Annotated in this window: 17 protein-coding genes; 6 read left to right on the forward strand and 11 right to left on the reverse strand. The window is 53.4% G+C overall.

Annotated elements, in window-relative coordinates; genetic code table 11:
* From RSK20926_RS19340 to RSK20926_RS19375, 8 genes are all read right to left on the reverse strand, one after another.
* Window positions 1–856 (reverse strand): caspase family protein (locus RSK20926_RS19340; RefSeq protein ID WP_008209321.1); only part of this gene is annotated, 856 nt, incomplete at its 3' end.
* Between the two features lie 127 nt (window positions 857–983).
* On the reverse strand, window positions 984–1,310 hold the full coding sequence (locus RSK20926_RS19345) for a hypothetical protein (RefSeq protein WP_008209322.1): 327 nt from the start codon (window positions 1,308–1,310) through the stop codon (window positions 984–986).
* 2 nt (window positions 1,311–1,312) lie between these two features.
* Complete coding sequence (locus RSK20926_RS19350) at window positions 1,313–1,699, reverse strand: response regulator (RefSeq protein WP_037255889.1); 387 nt, start codon at window positions 1,697–1,699, stop codon at window positions 1,313–1,315.
* 33 nt (window positions 1,700–1,732) lie between these two features.
* Window positions 1,733–2,599: a CheR family methyltransferase gene (locus RSK20926_RS19355; RefSeq protein ID WP_008209324.1), complete on the reverse strand. Its 867-nt coding sequence runs from the start codon at window positions 2,597–2,599 to the stop codon at window positions 1,733–1,735.
* Window positions 2,599–3,084, reverse strand: a complete 486-nt coding sequence (locus RSK20926_RS19360; protein ID WP_008209325.1) for a chemotaxis protein CheW — start codon at window positions 3,082–3,084, stop codon at window positions 2,599–2,601. Before RSK20926_RS19360 ends, RSK20926_RS19355 begins: the two co-directional genes overlap by 1 nt.
* Window positions 3,068–5,263 carry a chemotaxis protein CheA gene (locus RSK20926_RS19365; RefSeq protein ID WP_008209328.1) on the reverse strand — a complete coding sequence of 732 codons (2,196 nt, stop codon included), beginning with the start codon at window positions 5,261–5,263 and terminating at the stop codon, window positions 3,068–3,070. The genes RSK20926_RS19360 and RSK20926_RS19365 overlap by 17 nt, the downstream gene beginning before the upstream one ends.
* 1 nt (window position 5,264) lies before the next feature.
* Window positions 5,265–5,639 (reverse strand): response regulator, encoded by a 375-nt coding sequence (locus tag RSK20926_RS19370; protein WP_008209329.1) that lies wholly within the window; start codon window positions 5,637–5,639, stop codon window positions 5,265–5,267.
* On the reverse strand, window positions 5,636–5,923 hold the full coding sequence (locus RSK20926_RS19375; RefSeq protein ID WP_008209331.1) for an STAS domain-containing protein: 288 nt from the start codon (window positions 5,921–5,923) through the stop codon (window positions 5,636–5,638). Before RSK20926_RS19375 ends, RSK20926_RS19370 begins: the two co-directional genes overlap by 4 nt.
* Window positions 5,924–6,338: 415 nt before the next feature.
* On the opposite strand from RSK20926_RS19375, the gene RSK20926_RS19380 reads away from it, so the two are divergent.
* The 6 genes from RSK20926_RS19380 to modC all read left to right on the forward strand — a co-directional run bounded on the left by RSK20926_RS19380 (window position 6,339) and on the right by modC (window position 13,096).
* Complete coding sequence (locus tag RSK20926_RS19380; RefSeq protein WP_008209333.1) at window positions 6,339–8,699, forward strand: methyl-accepting chemotaxis protein; 2,361 nt, start codon at window positions 6,339–6,341, stop codon at window positions 8,697–8,699.
* Window positions 8,700–8,847: 148 nt separating this feature from the next.
* Window positions 8,848–9,789 (forward strand): CheB methylesterase domain-containing protein, encoded by a 942-nt coding sequence (locus RSK20926_RS19385; protein ID WP_050773137.1) that lies wholly within the window; start codon window positions 8,848–8,850, stop codon window positions 9,787–9,789.
* 23 nt (window positions 9,790–9,812) lie between these two features.
* Window positions 9,813–10,388 carry a chemotaxis protein CheD gene (locus RSK20926_RS19390; RefSeq protein ID WP_037255895.1) on the forward strand — a complete coding sequence of 192 codons (576 nt, stop codon included), beginning with the start codon at window positions 9,813–9,815 and terminating at the stop codon, window positions 10,386–10,388.
* Between the two features lie 161 nt (window positions 10,389–10,549).
* Entirely contained in the window at window positions 10,550–11,296 is a 747-nt protein-coding gene (gene modA / locus RSK20926_RS19395; RefSeq protein ID WP_008209339.1) for a molybdate ABC transporter substrate-binding protein, read from the forward strand.
* 4 nt (window positions 11,297–11,300) lie between these two features.
* On the forward strand, window positions 11,301–11,996 hold the full coding sequence (modB, locus tag RSK20926_RS19400; protein WP_037255897.1) for a molybdate ABC transporter permease subunit: 696 nt from the start codon (window positions 11,301–11,303) through the stop codon (window positions 11,994–11,996).
* On the forward strand, window positions 11,996–13,096 hold the full coding sequence (gene modC / locus RSK20926_RS19405) for a molybdenum ABC transporter ATP-binding protein (RefSeq protein WP_008209343.1): 1,101 nt from the start codon (window positions 11,996–11,998) through the stop codon (window positions 13,094–13,096). The genes modB and modC overlap by 1 nt, the downstream gene beginning before the upstream one ends.
* Window positions 13,097–13,120: 24 nt before the next feature.
* On the opposite strand, the gene RSK20926_RS19410 is transcribed toward modC, so the two are convergent.
* From RSK20926_RS19410 to RSK20926_RS22210, 3 genes are all read right to left on the reverse strand, one after another.
* Complete coding sequence (locus RSK20926_RS19410; RefSeq protein WP_008209345.1) at window positions 13,121–14,140, reverse strand: transporter substrate-binding domain-containing protein; 1,020 nt, start codon at window positions 14,138–14,140, stop codon at window positions 13,121–13,123.
* Window positions 14,141–14,149: 9 nt separating this feature from the next.
* Window positions 14,150–15,232, reverse strand: coding sequence for a LysM peptidoglycan-binding domain-containing protein (locus tag RSK20926_RS19415; protein ID WP_037255937.1), 1,083 nt, complete (start codon window positions 15,230–15,232; stop codon window positions 14,150–14,152).
* Window positions 15,233–15,384: 152 nt separating this feature from the next.
* A complete protein-coding gene (locus tag RSK20926_RS22210; protein WP_157133187.1) occupies window positions 15,385–16,215 on the reverse strand; it encodes a hypothetical protein in 831 nt (276 codons plus the stop codon).
* Window positions 16,216–16,335 lie beyond the last annotated feature (120 nt).

Consider the following 16,335-nt stretch of genomic DNA (forward strand, 5'->3'; position numbering starts at 1 on the left):
GTTCTTCCTGATCGGGCTTGAGTGCAGACCAGGCTTCGGAAGTCCCAGCAGGGAGTTGTTGACCGGTGGACGAGGTCAGATAGAAGGGAACACCAGTGAGAGAGCCATAGGTGTGAGGTTCCTGAAGGTTTCCGGTCTTCTGCAAAACGATGTCCCGGACCTGACGAAACATCAGACTGATTTCTAGGTTGGGTTGGACCATCTTTTGCATCAAGGCCTGGGCATAGGGGCTGTTGTCGCCTGTACCATCCAAGGCGACCTGTCCATCCCGAGCGGCAAAGGCTACGAGGGTGCCCCTGTCTGGGTCAACAGCGGCCATGCCTCCCCCACCGCCGCGCGTATCCTCTTGCGGGCTGCTTTGCGTTGATGTGCTTGACAGCGCGATGCTGTCCCCAAGAGGATTGTCGCGGCAGCTGTCCAAGATGACGATCCGCATTTTGCGTGCCCGATCCACCGCAGCCAACAACTGCTTTAAAGAGGCAGATTGGCGCTGAACATCCCTATTGGAAGTAACATTCGCATCAACGGGGATCAGAAAATTCTCACCCTGGACTTCGATACCGTGGCCCGCAAAATAGATTAGCGCAAGTTCGGCAACCTCGGAGTGGAAAGCAAAATCATCGAGAATCTGGGTCATCTCTGAGGTTGAGGCATCCAGCGAAAGTGTGACGTCAAAGCCTATTCTTTCAAGGGTACGAGCCATGTCAGTTGCATCATTGCGGGTGTTCTGCAGGGGGGGGAGATATTGATAGTCGCCCATCCCCATTACCAAGGCGATCCGGTCCCGCGCTGCTTCGGCAGTGCCAGGCAAGAGAAGATGGAGGAATAAGGCCAAAAAGGGAACGAAGCGGAACATGTTGATACCAGAAACATTTGAGAAAATCTTACTATAGACTAGCGCTCTCTTGCAGCAAAGAAAGAGAAAAAGCCGCCCTGAGGAAACAGGCGGCTTTAAGTCATTTTAGAACAGTAGGACTAGGCAGTCAGGAATCTACCAAATTACCGATTTCCTGCAGGCGCTCCCGGAGCTTTTGCAAGGTGACCGCTTGCGTGGCTTCGGCAATGTCTGGATGCCCATTGTCGAGGACCTGCGATTCAACCCGTTCAAAAAATCCAGCCAGTCCTGCCAAAGTCTGCATGACCAGATCAAAATCCTGAAGAGATTGACATTCTTGACGACTTGGCTTGGTGCCACGCTCGAAGATCGTGTGCACCACATCCTCTAGGGTCTGCACTTTGCTGTAAAGCTGACGCATTTCCCTGGCTGAGATGGCACTAAGGCCGGTGACGGTTTCGCGCAGATCTTCCATGATCAGAGCCGCCCGACGACCTGTTCGATCGCCTGTTTCATGGTTGCTACCGTAAAAGGCTTGCGAATGATATTGTTGAGGCCCAGCTTTTTGCCGACTTCGATGATCTCAGGGGTGGGCTTGCCTGTTACGAGGATAAAGCCGACACGCTGAGTCGTCTGGTGGCCTCGAAGTGCCTGCAATAGTCCAAGACCATCCATGCCAGGCATATTATAATCCGAAAGAACCAGGTGAACGGGAGTTTGGGTTAGCTTTTGGAAAGCACCCTGACCATTGTTTTCTACCATATAGTTCTTGATTCCGAGCTCATCCAAACACTGGGTAATGATGCCTCGGCTCGTAGACATGTCGTCAACGACCATGACGCGGAGAGAGTCTTTCAAGCTCATGATTTTTTCCTCGTGTTATTATGCCTGCTCGTATTACTGAGCGCCGCCCGAAGAGGGCGTGTGGATGTAAGTGGTAATGCCCGCGGCCTTAAGATGACGTTCCGCTGGACCAGACATACGCTCGGAATGTCCAATAAAGAGATAGCCACCGGGGGTCAGGGACCTTTGGAAGGCCTGCCAAACTTTTTGCTGCGTTGGCGTGTCGAAGTAGATTGCGACATTCCGGCAGAAAATTGCATCGAACTTACCCTTGAAAGGGAAGGGCTCAATCAGGTTGAGCACTCCAAAAGTGATCATCGAGCGCAGATGCTCCGGCATTTTTCCTCCAGCCTCTAGCTGGGGAACTAGTGTTTTGTATTCTGCTGGGATCTGAGCGATGTCCTCGGCGGGATAGGTCGCTGCTTGAGCAAAACTCACGACCTGAGGGTCGATATCTGTTCCCAGAATTTTAAAGTCGTAGCGCCCTACATCGGGTAACATGCTGTGGATCAACATAGCCATGGAGAAAGGCTCAGGTCCTTTCGAACAGCCAGCCGACCAGATACGTACCCGACCACCACTTTTCGCCTTGTCGATAAGCTTTGGAAGAACATCTGTTCGCAGTGTCTCAAAGTGATGCGGTTCCCGGAAGAAATGCGTGACATTGGTTGTGAGCAGGGACAAAAGGTCACTCCGCTCTTTTGCACTGTTCTTTCCATTCAGGCGATCCAGATACTCCTTAAAGTTGGTGACCTTTTGCTGACGCAACTGGCGAGCCAAACGCGCGGAGACAAGTGGCTTCTTGCTGCTCGACATGGACAAGCCAAAATGCTTGTAAGCAAAATCAGCAATTGCCTCAAAGTCGCTGTCTGTCAGCGTGAAACCGTCTGGATTGGCTTCGATGGAACCTGCCGTGATCATTAGAGCACCTGTTCCGGAACCGCGATGACAGCATCAAGATTGATGATCCGTACCATCGTGTCTTCGTGAGAGATAATACCTTGGATGTACTCCATGGTGTGGCGACTATCGACAGAGGGGGTCTCTTGGATCTCTTCCGGATTGATCGAGATGATCTCAGAAACGGATTCTGCGAGCAGTCCGACCGGTTTTCCGGCGGAGGCGACAACGATGACAACGTTGCGCTCGCTGGCCTCGGTCTGTTCCAGCCCGAAGCGGGCCGAAAGATCGTAGATCGGGATAACTGCTCCGCGCAGGTTCATTACTCCCAAAACGTCCGAGGGCGCATGGGGCAGAATAGTCACTGGTGACCAGCGCCGGATTTCCCGGATTTGGGTTATTTGCAGGCAGAAAGCCTGCCCAGCAACAGTGAAGCTGACAAACTCGCTGAACTGAGCATGTTTAACTTCCTGGTCGGTGTGTTGGACTTCAGCTTGCGATTGCATTGCTCATTCTCCGCTCAGTGTCAAAGGCGGCTGCCGAGGGCGCGGCCGCGAGGATGCTTTCCGGGTCAAGGATCATGGCGATCTTACCGTCCCCCAGGATGGTGGCCGCAGCAACGCCGGGGATTTCTCCGCAAACGCCATCGAGGCTTTTGATTACCACCTGGCGCTGATCGTGGATGTCGTCCACAGCCAAGGCGCTGCGCTGCCCGGTTTCTGTCTCAACCAATAGATAGACACCAGGTGGCTGATCGTTGTCTTCTTTTCGCAGACCCAGGGCACTGGCCACATCGCAGATCGGAACAAAATTGCCCCGGATCGATAGCAGCGTGCCATCAGCACCCAGATTGTTGATCATGTCGTCGCTGCCTCGCATTGTTTCCACAATCGATGTAATTGGAACAACCATGGTTTGATCAGCAACCGAGACCACCATCCCATCCATAACCGCGAGGGTCAGTGGAAGAATGATTGTAAAGGTAGATCCTTTGCCAGGGGTGGAAGAAATATTGATCCGTCCGCCAAGCCCTGCAACTGCGTTTTTGACAACATCCATGCCGACACCACGACCGGAGAGATTGGAAATCTCTTTGGCAGTGGAGAAACCTGGCAAGAACAGTAGGTTGTCAATTTCACTATCAGTCAGATCTGCATTCTCAGGAATGAGCCCCTTGTCGATGGCGATTTGTTTGACTCTGGAGCGATTTACTCCGGCGCCGTCATCTTTGATTTCGATGCAGACCGAACCTGATCTATGTGACGCAGTCAGTTTGATTTCGCCGAGCTTGGCTTTGCCAGCGGACTGCCGATCTTCTGGTTTCTCGATACCGTGGTCAACCGCATTGCGCAGAATATGAGTCAGCGGATCAGAAAGACGCTCGATGACCGTTTTATCGACTTCTGTATTTTCACCATCCGTCACCAGTTTGCAGGTTTTTCCGGTAGCACTGGAGGCCTCGCGAACAATTCGTGCCATACGCTGGAAGAGTGGTTTCACGGGTTGCGCGCGGATAGACATGACGCCTTCCTGAATGTCGCGAGCCAGATTCTTGAAACCTTCCAACTCTGTCTCGACATCCCGAACATCCGGTACATTGAGGTTGGCGATTTGCTGCGCCAGCATCGAATGGTTGATGATAAGTTCCCCAACAGCATTGATGAGCCGGTCCACCCGCTCGAGATCAACCCGGAGCGTCGGTTTTGGACCGCGCTGCTCTGATTTGGCGGTCTCGGCTTTGGGGGAGGAAGCCTTTGCTTCGACGGCTGCCGAAGGGACTTCACTTTCTGGTGCGGGGGCCGGTGGTTCAAAAGGGGCTGCTGAGGTCTCTTCTGTTGGCTCAGCTGTAGCCTGAACTGGTTCGTTTGATGGTGCTGGCATCTCTGGTGCGCCTCCAAAAGCGGCCTCCAAAGCAGCGAGTGCTTTGGCATCGGCTTCTGCGTCGCCATCCCCTTCGATGGACAATTCGCAGAGACCTTCGACAAATTCGAAAACGGCCTCGATTTTTGCACGGGGTTCTGAACTGACCAATGTCAGGTTCCAAGCGAGATAGCTTTCCGAGGTGTCAATGCCATCAAAGCCGGGCAGTTCGGTGTCGTCCAGCGTCACCTCAAGTTGGCCCAGTTCGCTGAGTGCTTGGAACAGAAAGAACGGTTCATTCCCAGTGCTGTACATATCCTTCAGCGGATGGAACCTGATGTTGTAGGTTTCCTCGCCTGCTGGTTCATCAGATTCGGGCAGATCCAATGATGCGGGCTCGAATGCGCCACCTAGGCCCATCGGCTCAAAGGTCAGATCTTCTTCTTCTTCCGGGATATACTTATCCAGGGCTTCGATCAGGACATCATGATGGGCCTGATCTGTTTCACCGCCATCTCGCGCGGTTGCGACCAGATCACATAGATGATCACAAGAGCGCAGCAGGAGCTGAATTAGTTTCTCGTCTAGGTCGAGACGGTTAGCGCGAACCTCGTCAAACACAGTTTCAAAACGGTGCGCGAACGCAACCAGTTCATCCAAGCCAAATGCTCCGGCGCCACCCTTGATGGAATGTACCGCTCGGAAAACAGCATTGACTACTTCAGGGTCGTGATCGCCTCCTTCGATGGCGGTCAAACCCTCATCCGTAGCTTCGAGGAGCTCTTCGCACTCCTCAAAGAAGGTATCCTGAATCGACCCCGACATATTATGCCGCAGCTCCGGTTACGCGCTTCAGCGCAAAGATCAGTGATGCATCATCAAAAGGCTTTGTGATCCAGCCAGTTGCGCCAGCATCGCGGGCCCGGGCCTTCATTTCTGGCGCACTTTCGGTGGTCAGAACCAGAATAGGCACCTTGGAATTGATTCCGTCGCCACGCAGCTCCTCGATGACACCAAAGCCATCAAGGTTTGGCATGTTGATATCGGTGATGACTACATCCGGAGCCACGTCTTCATACATATCGACGCCTTCACGGCCATCTACTGCGCTTACATATTCAAAGCCAGCCTCTTCCAGGGTGGCTGCAAGCAGATTCCGGATTGTGCGGGAATCATCAATTGCCAGAACTTTGGTTTTCATGCTGGTACCTCGTCTTCAAATCGGTTGGGCTCCAAACCCAATAGAGTCAGGGATTTACGGCAGGATTCACTGATTTTGGTTACAGAGAATTCCAGTTCTTCGGAGCGCCACTGCTGTTCTGCACTAAGAAGCAGCTGAAGGCAGCGCGACGGCATTGCTGCAACAGTGCTGCAGTCTATCTCCACTGCGGCAGAGCGAGCTCCGTGCAGGAAGGCAATCAACGGATCAAGCTCCGCGAAAGCATTGGGCAATTCCAATAGGTGTTTTTGCGTTTCCGTGGTCATCTTCCGCGATTCGCACCCCCGTTGTCGGCGACGTGTGTGTTGGATGAGTTCATCATTAGGGTGGGGGGCTTAACATTTGATTGCCGAAAGAGGTTTGGTGCCCCCTTTTTCGAATTTACTCGCGAGCTAAAGGGTGGATTTATTTAAACTTCGGTCAAATTGGGATGGCGATTAAAATAGGTGGCACAGGTGCCCAGCTCCTGAGTATGCAATAAAGGCGGCGATCTATACCTTATTATATATACTCTCTATGGGGTGCTCGAATTGTGCTAGAAATAAAGCGGGCAAGTTTCCTGAAAAAGATTCCCGAATAAGGGGATTTTATTTAGCGTGTAAGCCGCAAATTAACGTCTGTTCTCCAGTTTGGGTTCCATGAATTTCGCGGTGTTCCGCAACGAAGCCTCAGGAGGACGGAATGAAGGCTCTTAGCTCTCTCAAGATTGCGTATAAACTACCAGTGTTTGTGGTTGGTTTTGGCGTGCTGCTGACGGCTGTCATCGTTACAATTAGCACCTTAAATTTCCAGAAAAGTGCCTTCAACCAAGCGGAGGAACATTTCGAATCGTTGATTGCCGGCCGTAAGACGGCGTTGGAATCCCTGTTGATAGGGATCAATGCAGACCTACTGACGCTAGCAGCGACCCCCTCTACTGCCACTGCGCTTCAACGGCTTTCGGCTGCTTGGAGCAATCTGGGTGCGGATGCCGCAGCAACGGTTCGGCAGACCTACATGGATGACAATCCGCATCCATTGGGCGAACGCCATATCCTGGACCGGGGTAAAAAAACGATTCCCTATAACATCCACCACGCGAAGTTTCATCCCTCGTTCAGAACGCTCTTGGTGGCCAAAGGCTACTATGATGCCTTCCTGGTCAATATGTCTGGCGATGTCATCTACTCTGTTTACAAGGAGGATGACTATGGCACCAACCTATTGAAGGGCCCCTACCAGGATACCGATCTCGCCAATATGTTCCGTGACTCGCTTGAAGTTGAAGCGGGCAAGGTGATTTTCTCAGACATTGCCCCCTATGCTCCGAGCAACTATGCGCCTGCGGCTTTTGTTGCGACAAAGGTGGTTGCGGCATCGGGGCAGACCGTAGGGGTATTGATCCTCCAGGTCCCTGTGGATCTGATAAATTCTATCATGAATGATGATAAGGGTATTGGAGAAACAGTTGAGGTGTTCCTGGCTGGGCCTAATCTGCGCGCGCGTTCCAACTCGCGTTTCGAGGAAGGGCACGACGTGCTGGACCAACTTCCCGCCAGCCTTTATCTGCAAGAGGCTCTGGCTGACAATAGTTCCTTCTACCCCGATACGCTGGGATTGCGTGGGCAGCCTGTTGCCGCATATGCTGAACGTACCGCTACTTTTGGCACCAATTGGGTCATCGGGATCGAACAGGATCGTTCTGAGCTGCTGGCTCCGGTGGTACGGGATCGCAACCTGTTGTTACTGGCCTCCCTTGTGGGTGCTGCGATAATGTCTGTAGTGGGCTGGCTGTTTGCCCGTAGTATTACCAATCCTTTGGATCGTATTTGCCGCAGCATGGAATCCGTTTCCTCAGGAAACCTGGATGCAGACGTCCCGGAAGCTGTGCGCGGTGACGAAATCGGCAAGATTGGTCAAACTTTGGTCTCGATGCAAGAAGACCTGCAGTTGGCGAGAGAAGCCGAGGAGATTCGCGCCGAACAGCAACAGCAGCAGCAAGTTGTCGTTGAGAATCTGAGTGCCGGTCTCTTGCGCTTGTCAAAAGGCGACTTTTCTCAGCCAATTGATCAGGCCTTTTCGGGCGAGCATGAGAAGCTGCGGAGCAACTTTAATCAAACGATTGAAACGCTTAGCGGTACAGTTTCTCAGGTTATCGAGGCATCCAGTAGCATTCGCAGTGGTGCGTCCGAGATAAGCCAAGCTTCAGAGGATCTGTCTCACCGGACGGAAAGCCAGGCAGCAACGCTGGAAGAAACGGCCGCCGCCTTGGATGAGTTGACCGCATCGGTCAAATCCGCTGCAGATGGTGCCCGCCGGGTGGAAAACACCATGGAAGAGGCGCGTCAGGAAGCTGAAAACAGCGGTGAGGTTGTCCAGAGCGCGGTTACGGCAATGACCGAGATCGAGCAGAGCTCCTCCAGCATTGCGCAAATCATCTCGGTGATTGACGACATCGCCTTCCAGACCAACCTCTTGGCCCTGAACGCCGGGGTCGAAGCCGCACGGGCTGGTGAAGCGGGCAAGGGCTTTGCGGTTGTGGCCTCTGAGGTGCGTGCCCTGGCGCAGCGCTCCTCTGATGCGGCGATGGAGATCAAGACCCTGATCGGCGACAGCTCCAAACAGGTGGAGCGTGGCGTGGATCTGGTTGGCAAGGCGGGCGATGCGCTGCACAATATCGTGGAACGCGTCAGCCATATTTCCAAGCTGATCACCGGCATCGCCGAGGGTGCGGTGGAGCAATCCACCGGCCTGGGTGAAATCAACACCGGTGTGACCCAGCTGGATCAGGTGACCCAGCAGAATGCCGCCATGGTGGAAGAGGCAACCGCAGCGGGGCATACGCTCAATAGTGATGCTTCTAAACTCGCAGCTTTGGTTGCAGGTTTCAAAATCGCCGGGGTTACGCATAGTTTTGCTGCCCCAGCAGATGATGTGGATGTTTCCGTTTCTTCTGGTCCTTCAGCACATGGTGATGATGATTGGGAGATTGGCGAAGTCACCCCTGCACCCGCTGCAATGACTGAAGGCAGCGCTGCAAAGGATCTTTGGCAAGACTTCTAATTCAGGCCACTTCCCCGGGGCGAAAGTCCCGGGGCCGACCGTAACAATCGGTTCTGACCGATCAATATGACTGGGTGAAAAATTGCCTTCTCAGAAACTGCTGATCATTACCACTGACCGCACCTTTGCTCGCTCTTTACAGCGGCACATGGAAGCTAACTATCCAGGAATGCAGGTGCTTTTGGCGAACAACCTCATGATGGCCTACAATCAGGCCGAGGCTGCGCAACCGGTTTTCGCCTTCGTAGAAGATGGGTTTACCAAGCTTCCTGAATTCGAGATGATGTTGGCGCTATTCTCCGCACTTGATACCCGCTGGGTTGCCGTGATGGATGACCAGGCCGCAACGCCAGCTCGAAAATCCTCGCCTCTTTTGAATGTAGGCGCTGGTATTTTTGAGCTTACAAAAAGCGATCATCCCAGACAGTTTGCCCAGTACTTTGACATGATGGTCAAAGCACCACGCCGAGATAAACCTGGGCAGCGCAGAGGCGTTGGGGCCGTGGCGACAGGATCCACGGATTTCAAGAAGTTCATTCTTGTGGGGTCTTCAACCGGCGGGGTTGAAGCCTTGCGAAGTCTTCTGGTTGGTTTCCCGGCGCAATGTCCTCCGACATTGATTGTCCAGCATACCGGGAAAAATTTTGGTCACGGACTTGTATCCCTGCTGGATCGTGTATGCGCCGCTAAGGTTGTGGCAGCGGAAGAGGGAATGAAGCTGGAAACAGGGCGCATCTATGTCGCCGCTGGTCAGAAACGTCATATGGGTGTGAGTCAACGGAAGCCCATGAAGACGCGTCTGAAGGAGGGGCCCGCAATTTCGGGCCATACGCCTTCTGTTGACGCATTATTCACCTCTGCTGTGCCATATGGAAGGGACGCTGTAGCCGCCATTCTTACCGGCATGGGACAGGATGGAGCTAAGGGTTTGTTAGCCCTGCGTAAGGCGGGCGCTGCAACTTTTGCTCAGGATGAGAAATCCTCCGTGGTCTATGGCATGCCGCGTGTGGCCTGGGAAACCGGTGCGGCACAGAAACAGGTTTCCCTGGCGCGGATGGCAGGAGTTCTGCTGCAAGCCGCCAAGGGTTAAGGAATTGGGACAAGGAGACAGCTGTGGCAACAGTTTTTGACAATACGACATCAGTCACGGTTTTGCAGGGAGAGTTTCGTGTTTCCACAGATCCCAGCGTCGTGTTCTCTACCGTTTTGGGCTCATGTATTGCAGCTTGCATTTATGATGCCGAAAATGGTGTAGGTGGAATGAACCACTTCCTTCTGGCAAATGCTAATGGCAATGGTGTTAGTGCCCGCTATGGCATTCATGCAATGGAACTCCTAATCAATGGCATTATGAAAAAGGGGGCCAGCAGAGCGAACTTGAAGGCTAAAGTTTTTGGTGGCGCAAAAATGTCGGCCAATCTCTCTGATATTGGGGCTTCTAATTCGCATTTCGTGCAGCACTTTCTAAAAGATGAAGGAATTCCAGTTATTTCTTCCAGTGTTGGTGGTACGTCGGCCCGCCGTGTTCGCTTTCATTCCGTTTCAGGCAGCGCGCAGCAGACGCGCGTTGAAAACGATCGGAAACTGGGAGAGCAGGAAATGGCGGCTTCGCGTCCAGCACCCGCTCCAGCACCTGCAGCACCGGCGACTGCTTCTGCGAGCGATCCAGGTGGCATGACTCTCTTCTAAAGCACTTGCCAGCAATTCAGTTTGACCCGCTCACTTCGTGCAGCGGGTTCAACTTTGTCAGAAACCGGGCTATTGAGGGGAAACGCCCTGCGAAAGCCGGAAAACTGATGAAGTCACTTCAGCTCCTGAAAAAGCCAAAGGTAGCCTCGTTCCGTAGAGCAATGTGGAGCTTTGCTTCAAGCTTGGTTCTCTCGGTGCCGGTTCAAGCTGCAGATGTAACCATCTTTGCTGCCGCAAGTTTGAAAGAGGCCTTGGAAACGGTCCAAGATGAGTTTCAAGAAGCGACAGGGTATTCTGTTGTTGCTTCTTTGGCGGGGTCCTCCCTTTTGGCGCGCCAGATTGAACTTGGAGCCCCAGCTGACATCTTTATTTCAGCCAATAGTGCTTGGATGGACTACCTCGAAGGAAAAGAGCTGCTCGTTTCGGGTGCGCGAGAAGACCTGCTCAGCAACCGTTTGGTGCTAATTGCCCCTGCGGGGAAAACGCTCCCTATCAAAAGTGTCACAAATGCAGAGATCCTTGCCCTTCTCGGAGAAGGGCGCCTCGCCATGGCTCTTGTAGAGGCGGTTCCCGCTGGAATTTATGGCAAAGCGTCTTTGATCAATCTTGGTCTTTGGCAGCAGGTTGAACCGCAGGTTGCCCAGACCGACAATGTTCGGGCTGCACTTGCTCTGGTTGCTGCTGGCGAAACGCCACTTGGCATTGTCTATGCATCAGATGCACGCGCAGAACCGAGAGTGACCATCCTCGCTGAGCTTCCTTTGGAAAGCTACCCACACATTAGATACCCGGTTGCCCTGCTCAACGAGGAAAGCCAGGCGGCACAACGGTTCTTTGACTTTTTGGCTGGTCCACAGGCGAGAGCCGCTTTTGTTAGTGCGGGCTTTAGCCTCATTTCGTTGGATTAAGCTGATGACGGAATGGCTTGGCCCCCAAGAATGGCAAGCAGTGTCTTTGTCGCTTAAAGTTGCCTTTTGGGCCGTGGCTCTTTCGTTGCCCTGTGGAATATTGGTCGCCTACGCGCTTGCCCGATGGGAGTTTCCTGGCAAGCAGTTACTCAACGGCATAGTACACCTCCCTCTCATACTGCCACCGGTTGTGACCGGCTATTTATTGCTATTGCTGTTGGGGACACAGGGTGTTCTGGGCTCCAGATTGCAGGAGATAGGTGTCGTATTTGCCTTTCGTTGGTCTGGCGCCGCTTTGGCTGCTGCTATCATGGCATTCCCGCTGATGGTTCGTGCGATACGGCTCTCCATCGAAGCAGTTGATCCCAGACTTGAGGAAGCGGCAGCGACGCTTGGGGCGGGGCCTATTTGGGGTTTTGTTACGGTGACCTTACCGCTTGCGCTGCCTGGAATAATTGCAGGTGCGGTTCTGGCCTTTGCAAAAGCGATGGGAGAGTTTGGAGCAACGATTACTTTTGTTTCGAATATTCCTGGGCAAACCCAGACTTTGCCTTCTGCGATCTATGCCTTTCTACAGGTTCCCGGGGGTGAGGCTTCAGCGCTGCGACTGGTTGTTGTTTCGGTTTGTATCGCCATGTCTGCTTTGTTGGTTTCAGAAATCTTGGCGCGCCGAATTGCCAAACGCATGGGGGCGGAGTGATGCTGGAATTGAAACTGCGCCATGACCTGTCATCGTTTACGCTGGATGTTTGTTTTGAAACCCCTTCGGGAACTACCGTGTTGTTTGGGGGGTCTGGTTCGGGAAAAACGACAGTTATCAATGCTGTAGCGGGACTGTTTAAGCCCGCTATTGGGCGTGTCGTTTTGGACGGGCGGGTTTTGTTTGACACTGACTCGGGGATTTGGCTTCCTCCGCATCGCCGTCGGATCGGGTATATCTTTCAAGAAGGCCGTTTGTTCCCGCATCTCACCGTTGAGCAAAACCTTTTGTTTGGCCGTTTCTGGTCTCCCAAAGGGGCTAGGCGAGAAGATATGCCAAAGATAGTGGAGATGCTTGGAATAGGACCTTTGTTGAATAGGCGACCTATCGCGCTTTCAGGGGGGGAAAAACAGAGGGTCTCAATTGGCAGGGCTCTTCTATCCAGTCCTGAGTTGTTGCTTGCTGATGAACCGCTTGCTGCTTTAGATCAACCTCGTAAAGAGGAGATCCTTCCCTATTTTGAACGCTTGCGTGACGAACTGAACATTCCCGTCCTTTATGTTACCCATTCGGCCGCTGAGGTTGCGCGCCTGGCGACAAGCGTTGTCGTTTTGAAGGATGGCAAGATGCAGCGACAAGGTGAGGCCGCGGATGTACTGGCAGATGCCTCTGTTCTGCCGACAGGTGTCAGGGCTGCAGGGGCTCTAATCGAAGCGCGTGTCAAAGAGCATCATCAAGATGGGTTGAGTGAGCTGGATGCGGGCGGGCTGCCCCTTTTTCTGCCGCGTGTTCAGCAAGCGGTCGGTCAGTCGGTCCGACTTCGGGTGCAAGCGCACGATGTGATTTTGTCACGTGAATATCCAGAGGGGCTATCTGCGCTGAACATTCTTCCCGGCAACATCGTGAAGATCCATCAAGGCAGTGGGCCAGGGGTCATGATCTCGCTGGAGACACCGGCTGGTCCCATCTTGGCCCGTGTTACGCAGCGCTCTGCCAAGGCCATGGGGCTCCAAACGGGTATTGCCTGCCATGCTGTCATGAAGTCAGTTGCAATCGCGCCTTCGAACATCGGCACCACGGCAGGCCAGCCCAGAGCATGACTGCTCTGGGCGACAATGTTGAAACTATTGTAGTTTGCTCCAAAACGTCTCTAGATGACGCGCCACAATGGTTTCAAAGCGGCCATCTTTCTTGAGCGCTTTCAAACCTGCGTTGATCCGATAAAGGTGCGATGTGCCACGCCAATGCCGCTTTGAAATTACCACATGGAGCCCCTCTTCGGAGAGGGGGCGTTCAACGGGGAGAATGCGGTCCCTTAGCCCCTCTTTGATCAAGGTGTCCGCGCCCAGAAACAGATTTACTGTAGCCGCATCTGCCCGGCCATCGGCGACCATGTGAAAGCAGGCAGCAGGCGTATCTGCTTGAACGAGTGTGATCTTGTCCTCACTGAGCCAACGACGACCAGGGCGATCCAGATCATGGGTGAAGTAACCCTTGGGACGGCAGAGTGTTTTCCCGAGTATGTCGCTGTCATCGTTAAAGATGAGCGGGGCTTCAGCTCGGGTGAAGAGCATAATCGGGATTGTGATCAGGGGTTCTGAGAAGTGGAAATTGATACAGCGTTCATCCTTTGGCGTGGTCTCACAATCTGGTTTGAACCAGGGAAAACCCATATCGAATTGCTTGTCGTTGAGCATTGGAAAGAGATGCTGAGACCAGTCATCTTCCCATGTGAGCGAGTAGGAAACCGGTGAGGGCATCAGCTCCATCGCCGCGTTCACCAACTCGGTGATCAACCCCTGACCAGGTAGGGCAGGATCCGTGAAAGGAGCAAAGCCGCCACCGGTTAGCAGTTTCAGCTCCGCATTATCTTTGCGCAGAGGAGTGGCATCAGGGATGCTGGCGCCCTTTGCGCAAGGAATGTAAAGGGTCTTGCCGGGTTCCGCGACAGGTCCTGTAAGACGGCTCTGGTTGCCATAGTAGATCAGGGTCCAACGTCCGCGATCCCCATAGTGTTGCTCAGCGATGGAGAACAGGGTGTCGCCGGATTGAACCCGATAATCAACATCGCATATTGCCCAGGCCGCCGCAGGGCTGATCAGCCCCAGAACGAGAAAAACAAGTGAAGAGAGTTGCTTAAACATTGCGCCCTCCTAGAACTCAGCCCAGATGCGCGAGAGGTGGTCTTCGATAATCGCCTGATAGGTGCCATCGTCGCGGATTTCTTTTAGACCTTTGCTCACCAGCGCCATCATCTCTTCGGCGCGAGGGTGCGTTTTGTGGACTACAGCATGGATCGGCAGAATTGAGAGAGGCTGGGGCAAGACATTGAACTTGTCTCCATAGCCGTTCTCTTTCATGACCGAGCGGCCAGTGAATTCATTAATAGCAACAAAATCTGCATCCCCCGCAAGAACCATGTCAAAACAGTCTTTGACGGTGTGCGGCGATTTCAGGGTGATTTTCTGATCTGCAAGCCAGCGACGACCGGATCCTTCGAGATCAAAAGTCAAATAGCCATTGGGGCGGCAAAGAGTCTTGCCAACCATGTCTGCATCACTTTCAAAGGTGAACGGACGGTTCTTGTCCACAAAGAGTAGCATAAGTGTCTCGAACATTGGTTCTGAGAACAAGAAGTTCACACAACGATAGCTGTCGGGCATGGTGTCGCAATCAGGGCGATACCATGGGAAGCCGACATCCAATAGGGCGTTGGAGAGAAGGGGATCGAAGTGAGAACCCCAATCATTGACCCAGTGGATGGCGAAACCTTCAGCAGGGTTTGCCTTGGTCATTGCAGCCTGTAGTACGTCAGTGATCAGGCCGCCGTTATGGGAGGACTTGGACGTAAAGGGCGCATAATCATCCCCTGTCAGCAGGTTGATCTTTTGGCGGACTGAGGCATTGCCAGGGCTCACGGTGATCGGAGCTGCAACAACAGGGGTCGCGCTGGTAATCTCCTTGCCACCGGGTAAACCTGTGGGAAGCCCATTGATACAAGGGAGTTGCAGCTTCATGCCGACGCGGATGGCATTGGGCTTGGGTCCAATGGCGCCGATATTCTGGCTGTGGATAGTGCTCCAGGCGCCGGCGTTCTTGTAAAGGCGATCCGCAATAAGCGAAAGGCTGTCGCCAGCTTGCACGCGGTAGTGTCCACCGCAAGTTTCAGCGGAGGCGGAATGCGCGCTCAGAAATCCGGCAATGCCGATTGCGGCAGCGGTAAGTAGTGTCTTCATTTGTCCCCCTGAGGTACCCGGTCTGGTTGTCCAGAGATGCAGAAAGCTCTGAACCGGTTTTATATTTATTTTGTTGGTTGATCCGCTTTTGGCAGCGGCGTCGCAAAAGGTTTTGAATGCAGCCAGCATCCAACCCCGAAAATTCCTGGCTCTTATTGGCCGGTGAAGAGTGTCAGTAGCGCCTGGGTGTCGACCCGATTGTTGTCTGTAAGAAGCAAAGCGGGGACTGTCACCGATTTGTTCTGGTGGGCTTCATTGATCATGCGGTCAATGTACTGAACCGATTGCCCCTGCTCGATGGCCTGCAAAACCATATTGTAAAGAGCATTCTTTGCAGTCGACCCGCCCGCGGTGGTCGGTTCTGCCGACGCCAAGGTTGCCTGCGCCGTTGCGGATTCAGCGTTTTTGCGCAGGGCGGCCAGTGTACCCGCGGTGATCTGAGCTACCAGATCATTGCCATCGGAATCCAACACACCAGAAGCCGCAGTTGGTCCCGTTGGAGTGCTAGCGACTGCTGCAGTCACCACAGGATTGAGCGGTGCCGCGGCATTTTCGACGGTCTGTGCCGCTTCGTCTACATCCGAGAACTGCAAGAATGCAAGTGCAATCGCGGTCACTCCTAGAGCCGCAGCGGCGGCAATCAGCTTAATTAATTTCATGGGCGATCCGTTACTGGTTTGAATTTGCTCCAGTTGTTGATCCTCAATCGCGATTTTTTCGACGGGTGCCCAGGTGATAGCATCGCTTGGTTCTACGACTTTCGGCGATGCAGCAGGCGGTATTGTTTCAACCTTGTGGCTCAAGCTTTCATCGGTGGGTTCCGGTGTTCCGCCTGAGGCAACAACCTGCAATTTGCGGTGGGGGGAAACACGAATGCTGCCCTTGGCCACGACTGTGTTGACCTGGAAAGAGGGACTGGCCTGTTGGAGCTGGTGGGTGCTCGCCTGATCGTTATTTTTTGTTTTCAACACTGAACTATTCACTTCTTACCCTGCAACACAGGCATGCCCGCAAGGTAAGAACTCCAGTAATTTCGCCTGTATTAATCATTTATTAACGAATCGCTGATTCGCCGTCAACAATTTGAACAGTCCTGAGGTTGC

Origin of the sequence: Roseobacter sp. SK209-2-6, from assembly GCF_000169455.1 — a bacterium.
Taxonomy (GTDB): Bacteria; Pseudomonadota; Alphaproteobacteria; order Rhodobacterales; family Rhodobacteraceae; genus Pseudophaeobacter.